This window comes from Sphingomonas sp. 67-41, assembly GCF_001899725.1.
Lineage (GTDB): Bacteria > Pseudomonadota > Alphaproteobacteria > Sphingomonadales > Sphingomonadaceae > Sphingomonas > Sphingomonas leidyi.
The window spans coordinates 1-26,358 of sequence record NZ_MKWJ01000011.1; the positions used below are offsets into that span (position 1 = coordinate 1).

6 protein-coding genes are annotated in these 26,358 nt (G+C 65.7%); 1 reads left to right on the forward strand and 5 read right to left on the reverse strand.

What is annotated here, in order from left to right; genetic code table 11:
- Both BGP17_RS05850 and BGP17_RS05855 read right to left on the reverse strand, forming a co-directional pair.
- The coding region (locus BGP17_RS05850) for a beta strand repeat-containing protein (protein ID WP_286711324.1) at window positions 1-9,564 on the reverse strand (9,564 nt) is incomplete at its 3' end.
- A 164-nt stretch (window positions 9,565-9,728) separates the two neighbouring features.
- A complete protein-coding gene (locus tag BGP17_RS05855; RefSeq protein WP_286711325.1) occupies window positions 9,729-10,547 on the reverse strand; it encodes a helix-turn-helix transcriptional regulator in 819 nt (272 codons plus the stop codon).
- 525 nt (window positions 10,548-11,072) lie between these two features.
- Between BGP17_RS05855 and BGP17_RS05860 the strand changes: the two genes are divergently transcribed.
- Window positions 11,073-13,502, forward strand: a complete 2,430-nt coding sequence (locus tag BGP17_RS05860; protein WP_286711326.1) for a TonB-dependent receptor plug domain-containing protein — start codon at window positions 11,073-11,075, stop codon at window positions 13,500-13,502.
- 78 nt (window positions 13,503-13,580) lie between these two features.
- Here the strand turns inward: BGP17_RS05860 and BGP17_RS05865 are convergent, their stop codons facing one another.
- From BGP17_RS05865 to BGP17_RS05875, 3 genes are all read right to left on the reverse strand, one after another.
- On the reverse strand, window positions 13,581-13,862 hold the full coding sequence (locus BGP17_RS05865) for a hypothetical protein (RefSeq protein WP_286711327.1): 282 nt from the start codon (window positions 13,860-13,862) through the stop codon (window positions 13,581-13,583).
- Window positions 13,862-23,908, reverse strand: coding sequence for a LysM peptidoglycan-binding domain-containing protein (locus BGP17_RS05870; RefSeq protein WP_286711328.1), 10,047 nt, complete (start codon window positions 23,906-23,908; stop codon window positions 13,862-13,864). Before BGP17_RS05870 ends, BGP17_RS05865 begins: the two co-directional genes overlap by 1 nt.
- Before the next feature lie 221 nt (window positions 23,909-24,129).
- Entirely contained in the window at window positions 24,130-26,199 is a 2,070-nt protein-coding gene (locus tag BGP17_RS05875) for a porin family protein (protein ID WP_286711329.1), read from the reverse strand.
- Window positions 26,200-26,358: the final 159 nt, after the last annotated feature.

Below are 26,358 nucleotides of genomic sequence, written 5' to 3' on the forward strand. Positions count from 1 at the left end.
CAGCGCCAGCGTGCCTGCCTGCACGACGAGCGGGCCTGCCGCATTGCCGTTCAGGGTCGAGCTGCCGCCCAGGTTGAACACGGTGCCCGCACCGAGGTTCGCGTTCACGGTTGCGCCGGTGAGCTGGTACTGGCTGGCGGTGAGCGTGCCCGAACCCGCCAGCGTGCCGGCGATGGCGGCGATGGCCACCGCGTCGCTGTTCGCGCCCAGATCGACCGTGCCTCCGGCCTGGACGACCAGAGTCGAGCTGTCGGCCAGCACGTTCGAAGCGCCGAGCGTGAGCGTGCCCGCCACCACGGTCTGGCCGGTATAGGCATTGGCGCCCGACAGGGTGGCAGTGCCGCCGATCAGCAGGTTGCCGCTGCCCGAGATCGTGCCGGCGAAGGTGGTGCCGTTGCCGAGCAGGGTCAGTCCGTTGGCGCCAAGCGACACTGCGCCGGTGCCCGACAGGTTGCCGATCGCTTCCGACGCGCCCAGCTGCAGCGTGCCGCCGGTCATCGTCACCATGGCCGTGTCGGCGATGGCATTGCCGCCGGAGAGCAGCAGCGTGCCGTCGGCGATCGTCCACGAGGTCATGCTCGTCGGGGCCGAGATGGTCCAGGTGCCGCTGCCCGACTTGGTGGCGCTTCCGATGTTCATCACATCGCCCAGCGTTGCCGAACCGCTGCCCGTCAGCGTCAGCGTGTCGTTGCCCCCAGAGCCGCCATCCAGCACGCCGGTCACGATCGCACTGGTGTCGAGCGTGATCCTGTCGTTGCCCGCGCCGCCGGCATAGCCGCCGTTGAGCGTGCCCGAGATGTTGATCACGCGGTCGCCGGAGCCGCCCGAGAAGATCTTGCCGGTGGTCGAGCCCGCGTCGAGATTGACCGCGATCGCGCCCGTGCCGTCGAGATACATGCCGCCGAGGCCGCCGGTGATGGTGCCGCCCGACTGGTTGGTGAAGGTGCCACCCGCGCTGGTCCACAGGCCATAGCCGGCGGTGCCGCCGGTCAGGCCGCCCGAGTTGATGACCGTGCCGCCCGCGCCCAGATAGACTGCGGTCTCGTCGCGGGAGGTCACGGTGCCCGCGTTGGTCAGCTTCGAGCCGGCGTCGTACATTGCCACGGTAGTGCCATTGCTGGCGATCAGGCCGCCGGCATTGTTGGTGATCGTGGCCGCTCCGCTGCCGACATAGACGGCGGGGTAGCCGTTGAGCGACTGGATCGTGCCCGAATTGTCGATCGTGCCGCCCTGGGCGAGGTACACCGCGTTGTTGGTGTTGCCGATGATCGTGCCGTGAGCGCCGTTGATCAGCTGGATATTGGCGGCATTGCCATAGACGCCGCGGGTGCCGCCGATGGTGCCGTCATTGTCGAGCAGCGCGTTGGCACCGCCCAGCTGCACGGCCGCATTGCCGGTGCTGGCGATCGAGCCGAGATTGTGCACGCTCTGGTTCGCGCCATAGGCAGTCACTGCGGTGTTGCTGCTGGTCAGGCTGCCCGTCGCCGTCACATCGAGCCGGCTGGCGTCCGCGCCCAGATCGACGCTCACATGGGCGCCCGTGCCGGTCGCGCCGCTGATCGCGACTCGCGACGCGTCCTGTATCAGGATCGAGCCGTTGAAGCTGTTGGTGCCGGAGAAGGCGAGGGTGTTGCCAGCCGCCAGGCCGCCCACGCGCACCTGGCCGTTGCCGGTGATGTTCTGCGAGACGGTGCCGCCATAGGCCTGCTGATAGGCGAGGGTGCCGTTGTTGACGATCGCGGAGCCCGAGATCGTGTCGCTCGCCCCCTGGAGCGTCGCGCCCGACTGGATCGTGGTGGTGCCCAGCCAGCTGTTGGCGGTGTTGGTGAGGACTATCGTGCCCTGGCCGCCGATGACCAGGTCCTGGCTCGGATCGATGCCCGCGCCGGTGCCGGTGGTGATCGCGCCGGTCAGCGTCGCGGTCACGCCCGCATCGGCGTTCAGCGTCGACGGGTTGGCCGAGGACGGAGTGACCACTTCCAGCGAGATGTTGTTGGCATAGCTGCCGGTGGCGCCGAAGGTCGCGGTCGGGTCGATCATGTGAATCGTGCCGCTGCCGAAGGCGCCCGCGGTGTTCGCGCGGATCGCGCCGCCATTGACATAGATGTCGCCGGTCAGGCCGCTCGTGCCGTCGAAGGTGATCGTGCCGGCAGGCATGCCGCCGATACCGGCATGGATCGCCTGGCCGGGATCGTTGCTCGGTCCGGTCAGGGTCATGTTGCCGGAGACCAGGCCGATGCTGTCGAAGTTGATGAAGTTGGCCAGGCTGACATTGTAGCTCTGCCCGGCACCGAAATCGGCGAACAGCCGGTCATAGCCCGCGCCGCCATCGACGATGCCGGTGATCGTGCCGCCGAAATAGGTGAAGCTGTCGTCGCCGTCTCCCAGGTACACATTGGCGATCAGGCCGGAGCGCATGATGACATTGTTGGTGCCGGTGCTCGACCTGGCGTCGTAGTCGCCATAGACGATGCCCGACAGGTCGATGTTGCGCGTGCCGTTGCCGGTCGAGACGATGCTGCCATACATCGCCGAGCCGACCTCGTTGGTCATGTTGACCGTGCCGTCGCCGGAGAGCAGCACCGCGCCCATGGCGCCGACGAACGAACCGCTCCTATGGTTGGTGATCGTCGAGGTCTGGCCTGCCGCCGTGTCCAGCGAGACGCCGTAGCCGGTGTTGCCCTGGATGGTGCCCGAGTTCTCGATCGTCGCCGCGCCGCCCGTGATGACCAGGCCGTTGGCGCCGCCGACGATGATACCGCCATTGTTGGCGCCGCCGGTGTTGATCACCGTGCCGCCGGCAGTGAACCGAACGCCGTCGCCGTTGCTGTAGTCCTGGTTGATCTGCCAATATTGGGTGACGGTATTGGCCGCGGTGCCGACGGCGATGACGCCGGTGTTGTTCAGCGTCTGATAGCCGTCGCTGCCGATCACGCCACCGGTGCGGCCGACGATGATGCCGGCATTGTCGATGGTGTTCGTGCTGGCCGAGGCGGTGACGCCATTGCCTTCGGCGACGATCAGGCCGGGAGCCTGGTTCCCGAGCGTGCCGCCGAGCAGGGCGACGCCGCTATAGTTGGCGTCGGTCGAGCGGATCAGGCCGGCGTTGGTCACGGCGGTGCCGGTCTGGGCGAAGACGCCGTTGCCGAGATTGCCGATCACCGTGCCGCCATCGGCGATGGTCAGGCTCGTGCCGCTGCTGGCCAGCGTGACGGCCGTGCCGTCGGTTCCGATCTGGACGGTGCCGTCGAGCGTCAGCGTGCCGTCGTTGACGATCCAGCCGCCGATGCTCGCCGACGCGCCGCTCAGCGTCAGATCGCCGCCGTTGAGGGAAAGCTGCTCGAAATTGCCGAGCTTGCCGAGGTCGAGCGTGGTCGGGCTGGAGACGCTGGCGTTGAACCTGTCGAAGCCGATGGTGCCGGCTTCGATATGGCCGAAGCTGCCGCCATACCAGTTGACCGTGTCGTTGCCGTTGCCGAGCATGATCGCGCCATCGGTTACCGAGCCGGCAAAGAGGCTGATCGTGTTGTCGTTGTCGCCGGTCAGGTAGATCGCATAGTTGCCGCCGGTGATGGTGCCGCTGTTGAGGATGTTCACCGCGGTGCTGCCGCCCGAGTAGACGCCGTAATTGCCGCCGACGATCGTCGCGCCGGCACCGTTGGTGAGGTAGCCGCCGTTGAAGACGACGCCGCTGCCGGTGCCGTTCGCCGTGAAGGTGCCCGTGGTGCCGCCCAAGAGCGTGCCCGCGCCGATGAAGCCGGCATTGTTGATGTTCGCGGTGGCGCCGCCCTGGATGCCCCAGCCCTGGCCGACGATCACGCCGCTCGCCTGGTTGGTGACGGTGGCATTGCCGAACTGCTGATAGACGCCGCGGCTGCCGGTGCCGGTGCCGACGATGGTGCCGCCATTGTCGACGGACACGCTCGCGCTTCCCGAATAGACGCCGCCGGCGGTGCCGCTGATCAGCCCGCCCGACTGGTTGTTGAGCGTGCCCCCGGCGGCGGGGACGAAGCGCACGCCATAGCCCAGCGTCGCATTGGTGCCGCCGGTGATCGTGCCCGAATTGTAGATGGTGTTGCCGATACCCAGCAGGTTCACGCCCGCGTTCGTCGTGGCGGTGATGGTGCCGCCGTTGCCCAGGCTCAGCGTGCCGGCCGCGGTGATACCGGAGGCGCCGCGGATCGTGCCGTTATACTGGTTGGAGACGCTGCCCGAGCTGAGCACCAGGCCGGTGCCCGCACTGGGAGTGTAGGTGTCGGTTGCCGAGTTGTAGGTCGCCGCCGCGATCAGCCCGCTGTTGTTGACGGCGCCGCCCGCCAGCATCGACGCCCCCCCGGCGACGCCCAGGAGGCGGCCGCCGGCATTGTTGGTCAGGGTGCTGGCGTTCTCGACGCCATAATATTGGTAGCCGGCGATCGTGCCCGAATTGGTCACCGTGCCGCCCGACGCGACGTACACGCCGTCCCAGCCGCCGGTGATCAGGCCGGTGGCATAGTTGGTCACCGTGCCGCCGCCGCCCGAGACATAGACGCCGTTGGTGCGCACGTTCGAAGTCGATCCGTACGCGACGCCCAGGATCTGGCCGGAATTGCTGATGGTGGTCGCCGCGGTCGAGGTGATCGCGTTGGTATTGTCGCCGTTGCCGCCCAGGAACGAACCGCGGATCACGCCGCCCGCCTGGTTGGTGATGGTGCCGCCCACCGTCTGGATGCCGTTGCCGCCGCCCGCGACCAGCGTGCCGCTGGTGCCGCCCGAGAGCGTGCCCGCCGCGATCGTGCCGCTGTTGGTGATGCTGGCCGAGCTGCCGGTGAGGACGCCGTTGACGCGGCCGACGATCAGGCCGGCATTGGTGAGGCCGAGCGCGCCCGAGCCGACCGCGTAGATGCCGTTGCCGTTCGTGCCGCCGGCATTGCCCTGGCCGACGATCCTGCCGGTGCCGTAGTTGGTGACGATGAGGTTGCCCGAGCCGGCCTGGTTCTCGATCGCGTTGGAGAGGTTGCTGGCGATCAGGCCGTAATTGTTGACCGACAGCTGGCCGGTGGCGACCACGCCGTCCGAGCCGAGGTGATTGATGCCGCTATTCCGGCCGCTGATCGTCGCGGTGGCGTTGCTCGCCGAGCCGTTGTTGATGATCGAGGTGCCGCTGGTCGCCGCGACGCCGATCGCCGCGCCCCAGTCCTGGTCGATAGCGGTGCCGGTGTTGCTGATCGCGCCGAAATTGTCGACGCCGTTCCCGGCGCCGCCGAGATAGACGCCAAGATACTGGCCGCCCGCGATCGTGCCGCTCTGGATGACGCGCAGGATGTTGTTGGCGCCGCCCAGGGTGACTGCGGCGGCATTGGCGCCGCCGCTATACGCGCCGCTGCGCGCGCCGCTGAGCGTGATCGTGCCGCCGGTGGCCGAATTGACGTTGAATGCGCCGGTGTTGGTGATCGGGCCGCTCAGCGAGAGGGTGCCGAGCGCCTGGAGGTCGCCCGCGCCGCTGATCGCGCTGGCGAAGTCGTAATTGTCGTTGCGGCTGAAGACCAGCGTCGCGCCAGAATCGACGGTGATAGCGCCGGTGATGCGGCCATTGGTGGTGCCGTCGCCCACCTGCAGGCGGCCGCCGGCGACGGTCGTGCCGCCGGTATAGGTGTTGAACCCGGTCAGCGTGACCTGGCCGCTTTCCAGCCGCAGCGCGCCGCTGCCCGAGATCACCGTGCCGCTCGAGCTGCTGCCCGACTGGGCATAGGCGACCGTGCCGTTGCTGACGATGTCGCTGCCCGAGATCGCAGTGGTCGAGCCCCGCGCCGTCACGCCCGAATTGATCGTCGTGGTGCCGGTCCAGCCATTGGTGCCGGTCAGGCTGAACAGGCTTCCCCCGATGCCGGCGAAGGTAACGGCCTGCGAGGTACCGATCGCCTGGCCGGCGGCGTTGGTGCCGCTGCCCGAGGTGATGTTGCCGCTCAGGATGGCATTGCCGCCGAACAGGTTCTCGAACATGACCGGCTGGCCGTTCAGCACCGCGGGAATGTCGAGCACGAAGGTGTTCGCATAGACGCCGGATGCGGCGAACTGCACGTTCGACGTGAGCATGTGGACGGCCGCGCTGCCGAACGCGCCGGAGCCATTGGCGCGCAGGATGCCGCCATTGACGTTGATCGTGCCGACGCCGCTGGTGCCCTGGAAGTTCAGCGTGCCGCCATTGGCGTTGACGGTGATGCCGGGCACCGCTGCCACGCCGGTGAGGGTCCAGGTGCCGCTGTCGAGCTTGGTGATGGTCCCCGCGCCGGTCGAGGTGGCGAGCGAGAAGCTGCCTGCCTGCGCGCCGGTGCCGGTGCCGCGCAGCTGCAGCGTGTTGTTGCCGCCGCCGAGGTCGATCGCGCCGAAGGTCGCGGCCGCCAGCGTGCCGCTGTTCTGCAACGTCACGTTGCCCGTCGCGCCGCTCACCGCGTCGGTGTAGCCCTGCGTCACCGCACTTGCATTGATCTGGCCGTTGTAGATCGCCAGCGTGTCGTTTCCGGCGCCGCCGGTGATGCTGCCCGAAGCCGAGCCGGCGAACAGGTTGATCGTGCCGCCGGCATTGCCGGTGATTGCGGTAGCGCCGATCCCGCTGCCTGCCTGGCCATAATTGTTGAACGTGCCGCCGTTCAGGAAGACGGCGGCGCCGGAGCCGGGGTTGTTGCCGCCGCCCAGCGCGGCACCCACCGCATTGGTGATCGTGCCGCCGCCATTGGCATGAATGGCCGCGCCGCTGCCCTCGCTGATCGTGCCGGCGTTCAGGATGTTCGCCACGCCGCCGACATAGACGGCATCGAGATTGAGCGAACCGGTGCCGGTCCCGCGGATCATGCCGGTGTTGACCAGGGTGAGGGCGCCGCTGGTCTGGATGCCGCCGGACGCGCCTTCGATCAGGCCGGTATTGGTGATGTTGGCGCTGGCGCTGCGGATCGCCGTGGTGGTGCCGCCCTGGACATAGTTGTTCGCGCCATTGAGCGTGCCGGTGGCGATCGTGCCCGCGTTGCTGACGCTCAGCAGGCCGGTGCCGCCATTGTAGATGCCGGCATAGCCCGCGCCGACGATCTGGCCGCCGGATGCGTTGGTCACGCTGGCGGCGCCGCTGTTGATCAGCACGCCCGCACCTTCGCTCGTCGCGCCATAGATGCGGCCGGTGGCATTGTTGAGGACGACGCCGGGGCCGCTGATCTCGATGCCGGCGAAGCGGTCGCCCTGGATCAGGCCGCCATTGACGATATGGGCGCCATTGTTCGCGCGCACGCCGTCCCAGCGGCCATAGAGGCTCGCGCCGGCATAGTTGGTGAGGCTGAGCTGGTCGGAGCCGGCGAGGACGCCGTTGCCCTGGGTCGCGATCGAGCCGCCGGCGGCATAGGTGATCAGGCCATAGTTATCGACCGTGCCGCTGCCGATCGCGATGCCGGAGGAAGCGCCGGTGCCCGACGTGATCGTGCCGCTGTTCTGGATGTTGTTGCCGGTCGCGAGCGAGTAGATGACGTCGCCGGTCGCGCTCAGCTGCGCGCCCGACTGGACGACCATCAGGTCGGCGGTGGTGAGCGTGACCGCGTTGCCCGCGACATTGGTCAGCGCGCCGTTGACGATGAGCGTCGTCGCATTGCCGCCCGCCACCGTCCAGCCCGGGCTGCCGTCGCGGCTGCCGGTGAGCGTCAGGTTGCCGGTGACGAGGTTGTAGGCGTCGAAATTGACGATGTTGGCGAAGAAGCTGCTCTGATCGATCGTCCGGCTGGTCAAGGAACCGATATCGACCGCGAAGGTGTCCGTGCCCGTGCCGGCATCGACGGTGCCGCCGATGGTGCCGCCGCCCCAGGTGAAGGTGTCGTTGCCCGAGCCGAAGGTCGCGCCCTGCATCGCACCGGTCGCGCCGAGCGTGAAGTTCTGGGCGCCGGTGGCGGCGCTGGCGTCGTAGTTGCCGTTCAGCGTGCCGCCGAGATTGGTGGTGGTCGCGCCGCTGCCGGTGATCTGGATCAGGCCGTTCGTGGTCGATCCGGCATTGAGGTTGAACAACGAGGCGGTGGTGGCGTCGAGCCGGATCGCACCTGCGCCGCCGCCGGTGATGGTGCCGTTGTTGGTGACCGTCTGGCCGGTCGAGAAGGTGCTGCTGTCGAAGCGGATCGCCCAGCCGGTAGCAGCGTTGGCACCACCGGTGATGGTGGCGCCGGCATTGTTGGCGATCGTGCCGCCACGGCCCGAATAGATCGCCATGGAGTTGGTCGCGGTGATCGTGCCGGCGTTGGTGACGTTGGTGGTTCCCTGTCCGTCCACCACGGTCTTGCCGGCGCTCATCGCGCCGTTGTTGGTCACGCTGAGAGTGGAGGGCGCCTGGGAATTGCTTACGCCGGTTCCGGCGCCGCTGGTCGCGTTGACCGTGCCGTTGTTGACCAGGGTGATGTCGCGGCCGGCCCGGATCGCGAAGGAGCCCTGCGAGGTGACGCTGACGCCCGACGCCACGTTCACCGCGAGATCCGTGTTTATGGTGTTCGAACCGATCGCGGCGAAGCCCGTGCCGCTGCTGATATTGGCGTTGGCGTTGGCGGTGTTGGTGCCGCCGACCACGCCGGTGCCCTGGAACACCACGCCCGAACTCGGGCGCGTCGCGTTGCCGATTGCGGCGCCTACCGTCACGGTGCTGGTCTGGCCGGTCAGGGCGGCATTCACCTGGATGCCGACGCTGCCGCCATTGATCGTGCCGCCCGGAGTGGTGGTCACGCTGGTGGCGGCGTTGTTCGACGAGGCGTTGATGCCGATGCCGGCGCCGCTGGTGCTGATCGCCGAACCCGAACTGACCGTGACGGCGCCCCCCGCGCTGCTTGCGGTCGCGCTGATCCCGGTACCGCTGGCAGGGGTACTGATCGAGCCGCCGGTGGTGGTGACGTTGGCGCCCGTGGCCGAGATCGCGGCGATGCCGGTGGAGAAGCCCGAGATGACCGGCGCCTTCAGCGACAGGGTCACCGAGGAACCGCTGGAGCTGGCGTAGATGCCCGCCCCGCCGGCCCCGTCGGCGGTGACGCTGCGCAGGCTGGTGACGGTGCCGAAATCGACGACGTTCACGAAGCCGGTGGCGATCAGATAGGCGCCATAGGTGGCGGTGAGGTCGGTGGTCGAGGCGGCATCGAACTGGCCGATGGCCCAGGTAAGGTTGCCGTTGGCGGCCGTCATGCCGATGGCCGCGCCGTTCTGGTTGCTCGAGAGCGCGTTCGCGCCGCTGGTGAAGAGCACCGCGCTCTGGCCGTTGCCGGCGATCTGCTGATAGGCGATGCCGGTCGGGTCTCCGGTGGTGTTGTTGATGGTGACGCCGGACAGGGTGACGCCGGAGTTCTGCGTGTTGGTGACCTGCACGCCACCGCCGGCACCGGTAACATCGGTATAGGAGCCCGTGCCGGAGATCGTGCCGCCGCCCACGGGGTTGGTCGACTGGGCCAGCGCCGGCGTGGCGAGCGCGATGCCGATCAGCGCCGTTGAACCGAGCAGTGCCTTGCGCAACAGCGCCTCGCGGCCCACGCGCACGGAAACCGCCTTGGACGCACGCGCGCCATTGCCACGATCGATCATTTCAGAAGCCCCCGAAATCCTAAGGACCGTGCGCCCCCGACTCATTCGGGACGCACGGCAGACATGGGGAATTCCTTAGGCCCGGGTGGGGATTTTGCTGTTGAACGCCCGTCTCACCGATTTGGATCGATGTCGCACGGCGACACGGGTCCCGCTTTGGGACATCAGCGGTTCAGGATGCTCCGCGCGCGGCAATCGCTGGGAGTCTCGCCGAAGCGGGCCTTGAACAGCCGGCTCAGATGTGCGGCGTCGCTGAAGCCGAGCCGCTCGGCGATATCGCCGATCCGCTCGGGATTTTCGGGGTTGAGCAAGGCCTGGCGCGCCGCTTCCAGCCGCATGTCGCGGATATGGGCCTGCACGCCGCCGCTCTCCTCGAACAGCCGGTGCAAAGTGCTGCGCGACACGCCCAGCTTGCGGCAGAGATTGGCGATCGTCAGGCTGGGCGAGCCGAGATGCTCCTGGATCTCCTTGCGGGTGCGCAGCAGCAGCGTGGCGGGGTCCTCGCGGAAGCCCGGTGCTTCGCTGCGATTGGCGCCCTTCAGCGTCAGCATCAGCACGTCGAGCATCGATCGGCCGAGCCGGGGGGCATCTTCCTCGCCGAAGCGGGGCAGGGCCTCGCGCACCTGAAGCATGTGCGAGGTGAGCATGGCGCTTTCCGCCGGGCTCAGCACCATGCCGTGCAGGCTGGCGGCATCCAGTCCCGCTTCGGTCGCCAGGTGGCGTGGCACGGAAAAGCCGATGCTGCGTCCGCCGGCGGAATCGTGGAGCGAGGTCTGGCCATGGTCGACGAGCACCGCGGCGCCCGGCATCTGCACCCAGTCGTTCCTGCCCGCGATGCCGGCTGCCTTGCCGTCCAGGTTCACGGCGACCGCTATCGTGTTCCGCCCGATATCGACGAGCCGCCTGTCGCGTTTCCAGCGTTGCGAGGAGATGTCGGTATACATGAAACCGATCTCGCCCAGCCGTACGAACTCGCTCGACACGCGGAACGCTTCCAGGGGTTCGGTGCTGAAGAGCGGGCCGGCATTCGGCCAGTGACTCTCCCACGCGTCAAAGCGCTCGCTGGGGGCAATATCTGCGGTCGTGTAACGGTAAACATGGACGGGATGTGATGCCAAATCACGCTCCGGAGTTGCTTTGCTTCCAGGTTTCCATTCGATTCCCGGCATTTAAGCCATTCACATTAAAGGTGGGAAGATTCGGCTGCACGCAGATTCTGTGCATGTGCCCTGAAGCGGCACGAATATTAACAAGAATTAATCTTCGTCCGCAAGGGATGCCGCCGGCCATCGAACTGCGGCCCCGGCTCCGATCATGGTCGATGGCGCAGCGCGCCGCGACATCGGCGGGCGGCGAGGATCACGCCGAATGCGCGGACAGAAGGCGGTGCGGGCGCGCCGCTGCCTGCGAGTGGTTGACACGCCGTCGCCGCAAAAATACGAAGCCGAAAGGATATGATGCAACATATCATTGAAGGGGGCTCCGTGAACTTATCTGGGATGGGCGTCTTGGCGGCGTCTCTGGCGTGCGTTTGCCAGCCTGCCCTTGCGCAGGAAGCCAGGAATGGCGAAGCGCCGCAGCGGGGAGCGCGCCAGGATCGCCCGGCGGCGCATGGTGATGGCGGGGCGGAGTCCGAAGCCGGTGCCATCGTCGTGACCGGCTCGCTGATCCGGGGCCTGCCGCGGGAATATATGGCCAGCCCGGTCTTCACGCGCGACCGAATCGATATCGACCGATCGGGCGCTGGTTCGACCGCCGAGTTCCTGCTGACCATCCCGCAGAACTTCACCGGCGATCTGAGCGAATTCGCCACCACCGGCGCCGGTATCGGCAGCCCGCTCGGCGATGGGACGACCTACAACCAGTTCGACGGCTTTGCCGGCTTTGCCCTGCGCGGGCTCGCCTCGGATGCGACGCTGACGCTGCTCAATGGCCGGCGCATGCCGTCGGTCGGCATGACCGAAGCGCCGACCGTCTCCGTGCTGCCCTCGATGCTCATCGAGCGGATCGACATCATTCCGGATGGCGCTTCCGCCACCTATGGCGCCGATGCGGTCGCCGGCGTGGTCAATATCGTCACTCGCAAGCCCAGGCAGGGCCTCGAGGTCGAAATCCGCGACGCGATGGCGACCGAGACCGGCAAGACCAGCCTCCAGGTCAGCGCGCTCGCCGGGCATAGCTGGAACAGCGGTTCGATCTACGGCATGGCGATGTACCAGAAGCGCGCGCCCTACACGCGCGATCCTGTCCGCGTGTCGAACGAGTATCTCCAGATCGACGCGTTGCCCGACGAACTGCTCACCGGCTTCTATGCCGGCGGCCAGCAGTCCTTCGGCGATTTCACCTATTCGCTCGACGCTTCCTATTTCGAGCGTGAGCGCAGGTCGCAGCAGCGCTACCTGGACGAACCCCAGTACAATCGGCGCTTCCATACCGGCACCTCGGGCTATTCCTTCTACAACAATCTGCACTGGCAGGGGCGCGGGCGGACGGCCATCGACCTCTATGTCGATTATGGCCGCAACGACACCGGCAGCGATTCACGCCGCGTCACCGGCAGGCCCAGCTTCCGCAATTATTCGAACACGCTGTTCGTCGCTGAACTGCACGGGCAAGCCGAGCTGTTCCGTCTGCCCGCGGGCCCGGTAATCGCGGCTGCCGGTGCGCAATATCGCGCCGAGACGCTCTGGACCGATGCGAGGATCTTCTTCAACCGAAGCGGCGGTTCGCGAAGGACCAGGTCGGTGTTCGGCGAGGTCAACGTGCCGCTGGTCGGTGTCGATCAGGCGGTCCCGCTGGTCCGTTCGCTGACCTTGTCGGCAGCCGGCCGCTTCGAGGATCTGGGTTTCGACACCGCCTTCTCGCCCAAGCTCGGGTTGCGCTGGCAGGTCGATCGCTCGATCGCCCTGCGCGGGACCTATGCGCGCTCGTTCCTCGTGCCGCGCTTCCGCAGCACGATCGGCATTGCCGAGCAGGTTTCGATCGGGCTCTATCCCTACAAGTTCCTCGATCCCGCATTGCAGAACCCGGCGCTTCCGGCCGGCCAGACGCTGGTGATGTATCGCGCCGGCGCCAATCCCGCGCTCAAGACACAGAATGCCGACACCTTCACGATCGGCGCCGATCTCACGCCGGCCCTTATCCCGGGCCTGACGATCAAGGCGGATTATTACCGCATCAAGATCACCGGCCGGGTAGGCACGCCCGCGCCCGATGACAGCCTGTCCGTTGCCGACCTCCAGATCTTCAACACCAGGAATCCGAATATGGCGCAGCTGCAGGCGGTGCTGCGGAACCCGGATGTCTTCCGGCGCTTTGCCGAGGTGCCGGGCTATAATGGCGGCGAGCTGACCTTCTTCGACAATGCGGGCCAGGTGCCGGCGAGCCTGCTGTCGCAGATCCAGCTGATCGCGGACATCCGCTCGCAGAACTTCGCCGTCGAATCCACCGACGGCATCGACCTGGATCTGGATTACAAGACCCGGCTGTTCGGAGGAACCGCCGCGTTCACCCTGTCGGGCCAGTATATCCTCAACCTCGCGCTGAACGCAGGCGGCGCGACTGCGATCTCGCGGCTCGACGGCTATGCCAAGCCGGCCGACCTGCGCTTCAACGGGACCGTCGCCTGGGGCAGCGACGGTTTCTCGATCGGCTCGATGATCAACTATGTCGACGGCTTCGTCGACGATCGTGCCGGCCAGCCGCGCCGCCGGGTCGGATCCTTCACGACCGCCTCGCTGTTCGCCAGCTTCGACCTTGGCCGCCTGTCGCGCGCATCCTGGCTGCGCGACAGCGCGCTCCAGCTCGTCGTCGCCAATGTGTTCGACCAGGCTCAGCCGCGGATCGTCGATGGGGTAGTGGGCTATGATCCGTACAACAACCCGCCCAATCCCCGGACCGTCGCCGTCACCTTGTCCAGGCGCTTCGGCGGCCGCTGAACGGGGGCGGCGGAGAAAGCCCGCCGCCGTCATTCGCACCTGCCGTCCTGCACTCTCTGCGGCAACTACACCACAGCTCTACGCCGAAAGGACCTTACCAATATCGGCCAGAACCGCTTTCAAAGCGGCCTCTGAGCATCTGATCATAACGCAATCGATCGATGGTATCGTGGTAACGTTTGTACCCATGGCATTCATCTGGTGAGCGACCGTATCGGTTATATCGCGCCTATCCGCGTCGCTCACGGAAATGCCACACCCCTCAGAACCATAGGCAACCAAGGCGGTGAAATCTCCCACCGACCACCACTGCCGTTTCCCGATCACACCCGCGGAAGTTTCTTTGACTAGCTGAATCATCACTTCACCCGATAGTCGTATGTGGCATCGAAAACGTTCCTTCGGCCAGTGCTATTCAATATCAGACTGCGCTCTTGTCCCATGAGCTGCAATGCGTATCGATCGCCTGCGGAAGCATCCAAAAACAAATCTCTGTTACCCGGCTGCGTGTGGGCCGACCAGCGATATCCCCCGGCGGACAGCCCTGAAATCTCCTCCGGAAGGAGTGGAACGCCAGTTTTGTTACCCCGTATCAGCAAGCGCTGACTTCCCCTTGTAAACAGTGCGAATTCATCGCCAGTCTTAGCAGTCAAGGCGGCAAGGTCAGTTACGTTAACAGCCGATTTTCGCAGCGTTATCTCAGAAAGCTCGCTGGGCAGCTGGTCCAGGAGCCTTTGTTGCCTTCCGGACAGCTTGCCGTAGCCATAGAATATTTCACCCGGCGAACTCGCCGATATCGTAGATATTCCCTTTGCGGCACTTGCGGAACGCCAAGCCTGGATGCCGCGATAGCCGCCATAGAGCAGGTTGCCGCCGGTCGCGCTGACATCGAGAATGTTGCTCGCACCATCGCCAGCGAGATAGTCGAGCGGCAACTTGGTTGCCCCGGTAAACGGCGCACTGGCTCCAAGCGCGTGATTGGCATCCGCCGAAAGCGCCAGGGCTCCGAGCACGGTACCCAGGCCACCCTCTAGAAGCAGTGGTACCGTTGCCGGGGCAGCCGCCGCCGCGATGATGCCGCCGAAGAACATATCGACCCGATTCAGTTCCGGAGCCGCCGCGGCGTTGATTTTGAGGATATACTCTTCTTCCGCTTTGAACCCGGCAATGACGTTTGTGTAGTCATACAACTGCATTGTCGGATCATGCTCGGCGATCCAGGGCCCCCACTGCATCAGGCGCGCATTGTGCGTATTGATATCGATCGCGAACCCGACGACCGTGGCGGGCGCCATGGGAAGAGGAGTTTCCTCCACTTCCTCATCAAACTGAATCGTTGCCGTTCCTCTCCGTGGAGTTCCCGAGGAACTGCTCTTCCTCCTTCCGGTTACAACGATCTCAACGCCGTCGGCGGTATCCATGGCCGTGTTCTGGCCGAGCTCGACTGGAGCTACTGTGCCCGCGACAGGCCCGGCCCCCGGCGAGGGCGTGGTTTCGGCGGTGACGCCGCCCTTGCGCGCACCGCCGGTTCCCTCGATCGCCCCCTTGCCAACCGATACGACGAACTGCGCCAACGTATCCGGCAACGCGGCGATGAGGTTATCGCCAAAGTCCGTACCCGCGACCAGGGAACGGGTCGCGGCGTTCGCGATGTTGTTCGCCATCCCCGCCGCGAGACCCTTGAGCGAGTTGTCGAGATGGAAACCCTTCAGATCGGCATTGTATTTCAGAGCGCCACCAATCGCCGCCCCCGCAGCCGCACCGACGCCCGCCGCGGCGACGCCGGCCCAGTCGAACTTGGGCTGCAGACCGGTGACCACCCCGATGCCTTGCGAAACTGCGTTTGAGATCACCCCGTTTATCGCCGCATTGGCAACCTTGTTGCCGACGTCGACCACCATGTTGAGCTTGTCCAGCCCCGCCGCAACGCCTGCAGTAACGGCGGTCATCGCAAGGCTCTTGAAGCTGAACTTGTCCTGGATGCCGGTGACGATGCCGACGCCTTGGCTGACGACGTTCGCGACGACCGCGGCACCGACGCCACCCCAGACACCGCCAAAGACCGCCGGCGCGACATGTGGCAATGCCACGGCAACCGCGACCGAGATCACTGCCAGCAATATCTGCCCGAACACCCCGCACTTGTTCTTCTTCGCGGCCTTTTGCGGCTGCGGGGTCGTCGGGCTGGTGTCGCCGAGGATGTCGGCGGGGTTATAGGGGTTGAACGTGCCCGCGTTGTTGGTCGAGCGCAGCACGCCCGAGGGGATGGTGAGCGCCTGACCCTGGATCAGGCCGCTTGCGCCCGCCATGCCGTTCGCTTCGGCGAGGCGATACCAGAGCGCGCTGTCGCCCCAGAGTTGCGCCGCGATCGACTGGAGCGTGTCGCCGGCGCGCACCGTGTAGCTGCCGCCCGCGCCGCCCTGGCTGTAGCTGGTCAGCCCGGAGAAGCTCTGGTCGAAATCGGCATAGGACGAGCCATAATTGGCCCCGTTCTGGAAAGCCCCGTTGCCCGGCAGCGCGACCCGCCCGTTGATCGAGCTCTGGTAATCGGTGTTCTGGGTGCCGTTGTTGCCGGTATATCCCATCTGCTTGCCGTTGAAACGGTACCAGACCTCGTGCGGATCGCCGAGGTTGGGGTTGTTGTCATATTCGTCGCGCCGGATCGCCTGGCCGTTCATGTCGTTGGTGAACGAGATCGAGTGCGGCCGGCCATCGCCGACCCAGACGGAGAGCAGGTCGCCCGAGGCGCCATAGGTGAAGTTGGAGGTCTGCACCGCCTGGCCGGACTGGGCATAGGTGGTGCTGGCCTGAACCGCCCCCGCGAACCAGGCGAAGCTGTTCGTCGTCGTGGCGTAGTTCTGGTAGCCGCCGTTCTTGTACGTCGTCGTCGAGATGCTGACCGCCGCGCCCAGCGCATAGTTGCTGCCGAAGCCGAAGTCGGTGGAGCTGTAGGTGGTGATCGTGTCGAAGCCCTGGAGCTGGACGGTCACCTCGGACTCGACCTGCCCCCGCAAATTGTAGGTGAGCGTGTGGTCATAGGCGGCGCTGTAGCCATAGCCCAGCCAGTCGACCTGGCGGGTGAGGCGGCCCATGCCGTCATAATAGTAATTGGCCTTCAGCCCTCCCGTCGCGGGCGGCGCCGTTACCGTGAGGGTGCCGTCGCCATTGTCGTAATAGCCGCTCTCCGCAAGATAGACGGCTGAAAGGCGGCCGTCCGCGTCATAGGCATAGTCCTCGCGGCGCTCGGCCTCATAGGGGACCATGGCGTTGACGTTGACCCAATCGCCCCATCCGCCGGCGGCGTTCGGGTCATATTGCATGTAGCTGACCAGGCCCTCGGTCATCGCGTTGCGGGTCGACTGCACCCGTTCGCCCGCGACGTTATAGGCGAGGTCGATCCCCTGCGTGCCCCGCACGATCGAGCTGCCCGAGAGCTGGCCCTTCGACGTGACGACGCGGTTCATCGCGTCATAGCGGTACCAATAGTCCTGATTGCTCTGGTACCAGGGGTTCCCGTTCTGATCGAGCACGTAATAGGTGGCGTAGGTGCGGCGGACATTGCCGTTCGCGTCATAGCTATAGGCGATGCTGGCGGCGGGCGTGGTGCCGTTGCCGCTCTCCGCCCAGCTGGTCATCCGCCCCAGCGCGTCATAGCTGGCGCTGGCATTCTGATAGGTGGTCGTGGATGTCAAATACTGCCAATTCGACACCCAATACTGATCGTAATAGCCGTAATCGTAATTATATTCGTACCAGCCATTGTCGTACCAACCGCCATTCTCGACGGTGTAGGCTTCGGTGAGCTTGTTGCCGCTTGCGTCGTAGCTGTAGGCGGTCTTCCTGACCTGATAGGTTTCGCCGAAGTTGTTCGGCGCCGTGGCGGGCGAGCCGTAGCCGCTTGTCATCGATCCCAGCAGGCCGGTATTCAGATAGTTGTAATTGATGGTCTCGCCGCCGGTGCGCTGGATCATGCGCCCGGCATAGTCATAGTTGAAACTGGTGGCGTGGCCGCCCAGGTCCACGGTGTAGAGGACATGGCCGAACATGTCCTCCTGCTGCACCGAGGTGCGGCCATTGGCGTAGGTGGTGGTCTGGTACCAGCCGCCGAAGCTGCCCAGGCCGTTGGTCGACTGCCAGGACCAGACATAGCTGATGGTGGTTGCGGCCCCCATGGCGTCATCACCGAAGGCGACCTGGCGTACCACGCGGCCCTGGACGTCATAGTCGGTCCGCTCGACATTGGCGGTGCCGTAATGGGAGTTCCAGTGCCGGATGCGCTGGCCGAGCACGTCATAGGCATAATATTCGGCCTGGCCGCTCGGGCGAGTCACCTGGGTCAGGCGGCCCATCGCGTCATAGTCCATTGCGGTGGTGCGATTGACCTCGTCGGTCACCCGGCGCAGGTCGCCGAACCGGTCATAGCCCCTCTTGAGGATGCCGCCATCGGCATGCCATTCCCATGCGACCAGCGCCTCGGTGGCGCCATAGCCGGTTCCGGCGAGAAGCCGGCGCGTCGTGCGGTTCCCGTTGGCATCCTGCACGCCGATCGTACGGCCGGCGAGGTCGTAATAATAATAATCGGTGGGGTTGGTCCAATAGCTGTAATTATATTCGGTGGTGATCTGGACCGACGGGCGCTGGACCATCGTCGCGCGGCCCATGCTGTTATAGGTGTAGCTGGTCTGGTTGCCGCGCGCGTCCCGCTCCCAGGCGACCTCGCCGAACGCGTTGTAGCCGCGGGCGACGGTTAGGTTGACCGGCCCGCCCGTCTCGCTCAGCTGGCGCTGGGTCTGGATCGTCGACGTCGCCTGGCCACGCCGATCATAGGCGTTGATGGTTACGTTGATGCCATCGACATACAGGCTGCCGAGCGGGTAGGCGAAGCCGTTGGTCGCCGCGGAGATGGCGCCGTCGAGCTCGTACGAGCCGATCCAGCTGCCCTCGCTTTCGATCGCAGCGGTCTGGTTTCCCTTGCCGTCATAGACGAAGAAGCGCCACACGCCGTCGCCCGAGTTGGTCTTGTAGAGCCGGCCGGCGCCGTCATAGTAGAATTTCTCCTGCCATCCGTCGTTGAGGCCGCGCTGCGACACTTCGCCATAGGCATTGTACTGGGTCTGCTGGACGTCGCCCTTGATCCAGGCCGAACCGTTCCAGCTGCCAGCCACCTGCGCGGTGACCCGGCCCAGCACGTCGCGCGTGTAGAGTACGCCTTCATAGGCACTGCTGCCGTCCGATTTCTGACGGGTGTAATTCTGGCGGACGATGTTGCCGGCGAGGTCGTAATAATAGTCGAAGCCTGCGCCTGAAGGGTCGGTCATCGTCAACAGCCGCTGACCGGCGCCATAAGTGTATCGCGTGATGCGGTCGCCGCCGTTCAGGTCCTCTGCACCCTGGCGGGTCATGGCCAGGTTATTGATGCCGTTGTAATAGTAACGAACCGTGGGACGGATCGGATCGTCGCCGTTGTAATATTCCTTGTACGGCGCGCGGCTTTCCTGGGTCAGGCGTCCGGTCGCGTCATAACTATAGTCGATATAGTCACCGGTCGCCTCGGTCTTGCGCGTGACCTGGCCCAGCCCGTTATAGCTGTAGCTGATCGTCGCGGTGCCTGAGGCGCCGTAGAGCTGGCCGCTATAGATATCGACGCCATACGCCTCGACGTTCAGCCGCTGCTCGGTGAGCCGGCGGCCGTTGCGGTCATAGGTGAAGTTGGTGATGCGATCCGCGCCGGCATCGGGCACGCCGGGCTGGCTCGAGACGGTCGCTCCGCTCGTCTGCGTCGCATAGCGGCGCTCGCTGGTGACGTTGCCTTCGCCGTCGAGCGTCCAGCGGGTGACATAGCCTTCCTGGTCGACCTGGGCGACCTTGCCGCCACGCTTGTCATAATAGGAATAGGTGCTGGCGCCATTGCCGTCGGTCGCCCGCACGACGTTTCCGACCACGTCATACTCGAAGCTCGTGGTGACCGGTGCGGTGGTGGTGACGAAGGACGCGCCGTTCCACGAACCCGTCCGTACCCCTGCCACGCTCGTAGTGAGCAGCCGGTTGACATTGTCATAGGTGTAGCTGGTCTGGCGCAGGTCGCCGCCCGGTGCCGCCGGCGGGGTCCCGCCCGCAAGGGCCGGCAGGGAGACCGGCGCACCATAGGTCCGCGAGACGGTCATGTTGCCCGCGGCGTCATAGCTGTAGGTGGACAGGGTGCCGACCGCGGTGATGTCCGCGATCTTCCGGTTCAGGTCGTCATAATAGAAGAGCGTGCGGCCGCCATTGGCATTGATCGTCTCGATCAGGTTGCCGCGCATATCGTATTTGTAGCGCTCGATCACGCTGGCATAGCTGACGCCGATATGGTTGGACTGATCGATATAGCCGACCGTGTCGCCACGCTTCTCGATCAGCCGGTTCGCCTTGTCGTAGACGAACGCGGTATAGCGGTGCTCGGCGAGAGCATAGGCCTCGTCCATCCAGATGCGGTTGCCCCGCGCGTCATAGCCGAACTTGTTGGTCACCGTCGCGGCGACGATGCTGCCCAGATTGTCGACCGAGGCCATCGGCAGCGTCTCGGAAACGAGCAGGCCGCGCCGGTCGAAGACATTGGTGGTGACGCCGCCCAGCTTGTTGCGGATCGACGCGCGCTGGCCGAAGGCGTCGAGCGTATATTGCTCGTAATAGCCTTCGGCATCGATGGTCTTCGCCAGGCGGCCGAGCTTGTCGTACTCGAACGAAGTGACGGCATCGAGCACATGCGCCGCATAGCCGTCCGGCCAGTTGGCGACCCCGGCCGTATTGGTCGCCTTGTTGTAGGCCTGCTTGATCCACGCGACCTCGCCGAACACCGTATAGCGCGTCTCGGTGACATGGTCCTCGGCATCGCGGGTGGCGACGATGCGGCCGGCCTGGTCGTAATAGCTGTACGTGCTGAAGCCGCGCGCGTTGATCGTGCGCGTCACTTCGCCGAACGCGTTGTATTCGAACACCGTCGGCGAGCCGTAGGCGTTCGCCTGGCGGATCACCCGCCCCGCATGGTCATATTCGAACGACGTCGTATGCGCGTTCGGATCGCTGACTGCGATCAGGTCGCCCAGGCCGTTATACGTATAGGTCGTGATCGCCTGCTCGGCCGTGCCGAACGCCGCATATTCCGCCGCCTTCCGACCCGCCGCGTCATAGACATAATAGGTCCGGCTATCGTCCTGCCCCCCTTCCGACGCGATGTCCCAGGCCAGCAGCCCGGTGGCGTAGTAATAGAGGCGCCGCGACTGGCCTGCATTGGTGGTGGTGAGCGTCAGGCGGCCATTCGCATCATAATAGCTGTTGGAGGCCACATAGTCGCCGCTCTGGGCGTTGCTGACGGTGGCGATCGTCCAGCCGTCGTTTGCAGAGACGGCATTGTCCCAGCGCACCGTCGCCGATACGCGCCCCTCCGCGTCATAGTCGGTGCGGGTGACATAGCCTTCGGCGTCGATGGTGAAGCGCAGCTCGCCGCGCGCGCTGTAATAGTAACGCGTGATGCGATCGTTCGCCGTGGGGTAGCTGGCGACCCAGCTGTCCATGTCCCCCTTGCTCGGCAGCGACCCCGTCCAGCGCAGGTTCGCATATTCGGCCTTGCGGACCAGCTGGCCCCTGGTGTCGTAGCTGTAGCCGATCACTGCGCCGCCCGCGTCGATCGAATAGGCCAGCCGGCCGGCACTGTCATAGACCGCCCAGCCCGTGCGGTTGGCGGGATCGCTCGCCAGCGCGGCGACCGCGTTCTTCACGCTCGCATAGCTGTAGCTCGAGAGCGCGCCGATGGTGCCCGCATAGCGCTTCGTCCAGCGGACCGGCCTGAAAGCGCTCCAGAGCCAGCTCCGATCTTCATAGCCGAATTCGGTGACCTGCCCCAACGCGTCGATGGTGAAGCGCAGCAGGTCCTGCCCGTCATAGACATAGCGTATCGAGCGGTCGCTCGCGCTGGTGCCGGCGCTGTCGATCAGGCTCTGGAGGCTGCCCGATGCCCGCAGCGCCGCGCTCGTGATGTTGGCATAGGCGATCTCCTGCACCTTGCGCCCCGACCCGTCATAGATCGTGCGGGTGAGATAGCCCTCGCCATCGAGCGCGCCGATCTTGCGGCCGTCCTTGTCGTAGAAGATCCGCGCGATGCTGTCCTTGGCGTGCGCCGCCGGCAGCCAAGCGCTCGGCCCATTGACCTTGAACGCGTCGAGCTGCCCGCTGCCCAGCTTGTTGGCATAGCCGGTGGTCTTCACCAGCCGGCCGGACGCGTCATATTCGTACGCCGTGACCGAGCCGTCGCCCTCGATCGCCTCGATCACCCGGCCTTCCTTGTCGTAGACCGTCCAGGTCCACTGGTCGTGGCCATTGGGATTGGGCCGGATCGACGCCATGTCCAGGCTGTTGTTCGGATCGCCCAGCGTCGCCATCGCGCCGGCACCGCCCATGATGCCATTCTCATAGCGCACGGTCCCGATCAGCCGGTTGTTCAGGTCGTACTGATATTCGGTGACGCTGCCATAGGCGTCGATGTCGGCGACCTTCCGGCCGGCCTTGTCATAGACATAATAGGATTTGACGCCCGTCGCGTCGGTCGTCATCCGCAGCCGGCCATTCTTGTCATAGGCATAGCTGGCCGTGCCGCCGGCAACCGCCTCGCCGCTCTCGGTGAAGCTGACCAGCTCGCCCGCCTTGTTGTAGGTCGAGGTCTGGACGAACCCGTTCGCCAGCGTGATCACGGTCTGCGTCGCCGCATCGGCGAACACGATGCTCGTCGTCCCGCCGTTGACGTCGGTCTGCGAGACCAGCCGGTTCAGCCCGTCATAGACATAATATTGCGTGTTCTGCCCGGCCACGACCGAACTGAGCAGCCGCCCTGCGGAATCATAGGTGTAGTATTCGTGGGTGTAGCCGCCCGCCGTGTTGAACGAGGCAAAATTGTTGTTGGTCGAGCCACGCAGGCGCTGGGTCAGATTCCCCCGCGCATCGAACAGCATGTACGTGACTTGCGAACTCGCCGTATCGCCGAGCCCCGCGCACCAGCCGTCGAGCTGCGACTGGCTGAGCGGCTCGTCCGACGTGAGACCGCTCAGATCGTAGCGATGGTCGGGGAACTCGCTGACGAAGTAGAGCTGGCCATAGCTGTCGTACCAGTTGCGGGTGACCCGGCCTTCCGCCGAGACCGTGTAGACCAGCCGGTTGGCGCTGTCATAGGCAAAGCGGGTGGAGCCGGATCCCGGCCGGGTTTCGATGAGCAGCTTGTTGCCCGGACCGAAAACGCGCTGGGTGATGTTATCGAGCCGATCCGTCGCGAAGACGACATTGCCCCAGCTGTCATGGGTATAGCTGGTGGTCTGCCCGGCGGGATCGGTGACGAGACTCAGGTTTCCGTCCTCGTCATACGCGAACGTTACCGTCTGCGGCGCGGCGCCCGCCGAGGCCGGCGGTGCCGTGATCTGGGTCAGTGCGCCGGCATAGTTGTAATGGAGGGTGGTCGCCTGGCCGGCGGGATCGGTGACGACCGTGTAGTCCGCGCCATAGGCGATGCTCGTGGTACGGGCATCGCCCGCCGCGACGGTCTGGGTGAGGCTGGTGACGCGGTTGGCGCCGTCATAGCCGATCGCGAGGTAGGAACCGTCGGTCTCGCTGATCGTCGCGACCAGCTTCGAGCTGCCATGATAACTGTAATAGGTCGAATAGACCGCGCCGCCGCTGGTCAGCTCGGCATCGACCCGGCTCAGCCGGTCATAGCCGTCATAGTAATAGCGCGTAAGCGTGCCGTCGCCCGAGTTCACCTCGGTGATATGGTTGCCGCTCCAGGCATAGGTGAGCGTCTCGCCATTCGCGGTGGTGATCGAGGTAAGCTTGTCGCCGGTATAGCCATAGGTGAGCGCGTTGCCGCTCGTGTCGCTGACCGTCGACAATCGATACCATGGGCTCGGTCCGCCAGGGGCATAGGTCTCGACGGTGCCGGTATCGCCGTCCGTCCAGCGAAAGACCGAGCCGTCCCATGTGATCTTGTCATGGACGCCGCCGCCTTCGGTCGTGATATAGGCGGAACCGGACCAATAATAGACGATCTCCGACCCGTCCCCCAGCTGGTGCGTGACGGAGCTGCCCCAGCTATTCGCCGTGCCGTTGAGGCTCACTGCGCGCTGGGTGCTCTGGCGCCAATTGTCGCCATTGTCGTCGCTCTGGTTGCCCAGGCTGTTATAGGTCCGGCTGACTCCCGCATCGGGGCCGCGCCCAACCAGAAACTCGTCCCGCTGGCTGATCAGCAGATTGCCGTTGGCCGCGTTGAGGAATATCTGTTCGCCGCTCCGCCCGAAGCCGGCCGAGCCCAGCAGGCCCGACGAACCCAGCTTGCTCCCCGAACCGCGCTCGAATCCCGTCCCGGCGCCCGTGAAGATCGCAACCATCCGTTCCCCCACAGCTCAACGCGGCGCACGGAATGCACCGCTCGCTAGGAGCAATCGGCGGAATTTCGCCTTTGTTTAGCGACCGCGTGGAATTTCGGCCGCATGACGAGCGCATCCCCGGGGGGGAGATAGGCGCGGGCCTCCTCGCACGCATCGGGTTCGGCATGCAGCGCCGATTTGTGCTCGGCCCCGTGCTTTCCGCCGATTGAGGGCAGAATGCACTAGAAACGGTTTCTGACGGTCAGGCGGATCGTCCTGCCCACCGGATCCTGGTCGTCCCGGCCATAGCCTGGCGCCGGGCTGCCCCTTCCCAGGCGGGCGCTGGGCCGCGTATCGAACAGATTGTCGATATCCAGCCCGAACTGCATGCCAGCGGCACGACGTGGAGTGGCGCCATCATGGCTCGGTCGGATGGCGCGTGCCAGCGCATAGCTGAATTTCAGATCCACCGTGCCGATCGCGGATACCAGCAGATCCTCGGGGCCGTCGCGGCCGCTGTCGCGCCGCACGCGATAGGCGCTGCGCCAGCGCGCCGCCAGGTTGACGCCCCATGGCCCGTCTCGCCCGTCCATCTGCACATCCAGCTGGTGGCGCGGCACGCCGCCGCCGTCACCAACCAGCCGGTCCATTTCCGGCAGGCCCGCATGGATCATGGTGAGATTGCGCAATTGCAGATTGTGGTTGATCGCGATCCGCAGCGTGCCCGGCTTTGCCCCGCCGAGCGGGAGGGTGATGCTGAGGTTCGAGGCCAGGCTCTCGGCACGCGTGGAGCGGAAATTGATCGGGCGCCGGTCTATGGTGGTGAGCCGTCCGCCGGCATCGCGCGTGAACCGCCCGGGGAATGCCGCCTCCAGTTCGGGCGTGACTTCCGGCAGGGAGCCGATGCCATTGACGGCATTCGATCGTTGCAGGCTGACGCTCCCGGTCAGGTTCCAGGGGGAGAATGGGCCCGCCGATGCCGATAGCGCGATCCTGTCGAAGCGCGGCGGAAGCAAATCCGGTGTGCCGCCCAGGATCGGCAGGACCTGCGCCGATTCCCCGGTGGCGAAGTCGAACACCGTGATCGGGGCGCCATAATAGGCCGGCGCAAAGCGCTGTGCATCGGGCACGCTGTCGATCGAGGTCGACCAGTTGCCGATCAGCCGCAGCTTGGTCGTGGGCATCCAGATCAGGCCGGTGCTCAATCCCTTGCCTTGTCCGGCGTCCGTCTGGCGCAGGGTGCCGCCGAACGTCGCGGACATGCTTCCCAGCAACCGCGCGATCGCCGAACCGTTGCCGGGCGAGGGCGGGCGCCAGAGCGGAAGCGACACGGTGCCGCCCAGGTTGAGGTCGCGGGCGGAAAAGGCGCGTTTGGGCCCGGCGCCCAGGATGGACGTGCGGGACAGGGAGGCCCGCATGGTCAGGTTGACGGTCACCGGTCCGGCGGGAAGGTTCAATACGGGGCGGTTGGCCGACACGGCGGTCGCCAGCGATTGCTGGCGGGAAGCCGTGTCTGCCAGGCCTGACTGGCTGCTCGCCGAGAGCTGGCCGGTCAGCGATGCCTGCAGGGACCAGCCCAGGAGCGAACCGCTCAGGCCGCCGATCACCAGCAAGTTGCGCGTGCTGTGCCGGCTTTCGATCGGTCCGTCGCCGGACAGGGATATGGCGCGGTCGCTTCGTACCTGACCCTGGATGTTGAGGCTCGAGGACCAGCGCCCCAAGGCGCGGGTCAGCGCCAGATTGGCGTCCATGGTCTGTACCGAAGGGCGAAGGCTGACCGCCTCATAGCCGGGATGATCCTCCAGATACTGCGATCGTTCCGCGCCGAGCAGCGCGGTGTCCCGTGCGGCGCGGATGCCGAATTGAGTCGTGCTGTTGCCGGATATGGCGCCTTGGCGAAGATCTCCGGACAGGCTCGACATCCCGCCGGCGGTGGGCGCCTTGGCGTCGAACTGGCCGTCCCGGCTCTTGAAGCGTCGTTGCAGCACGATGTTGAGCACCCGCCGCGACGAATCGCCGCCATATTGCGCGCCCGCGCCGCGCGGCAGCACCTCGACCCGGACCAGCGCATCCGACGGAAACCGGGAGAAGACGCCGGGATTGGCGACGCGCTGGCCGTTGACGATGACGACGGGATCGTCTCCCAGCGCATTGCTCTGGATAGTGCGCTGGATCACTTCGCCGATATCATAGGCGCCCAGCGCGTCGATCTCTTCTGCGTTCAGTTCGATCTCGGGTGCCATGTCCGCGGCTCCGCGGCGTCCCGTCACCACGATCTGGTCGTGCTGGGGCAGGGGCAGGGGGGCTGGCACCTCCTGTCCCGCCGGGGCTCCATGGTCCTGTACGGGGACGGGGCCAGCGGATTGCCCGCCGTTCGCGAGGGCCGCAAGCGCGCAGACTAGCAACTGCATTGCAAGCGCCATCCTCCTCGTGCCCGGCAGGCTGCCGAACTGCCATCCCGGCCCACGCCC

Coding starts and splice junctions, on each gene's coding strand:
- BGP17_RS05865 (WP_286711327.1), bottom strand. CDS start 13,862: ATGATTCAGCTAGTCAAAGAAACTTCCGCGGGTGTGATCGGGAAACGG.
- BGP17_RS05870 (WP_286711328.1), bottom strand. CDS start 23,908: ATGGTTGCGATCTTCACGGGCGCCGGGACGGGATTCGAGCGCGGTTCG.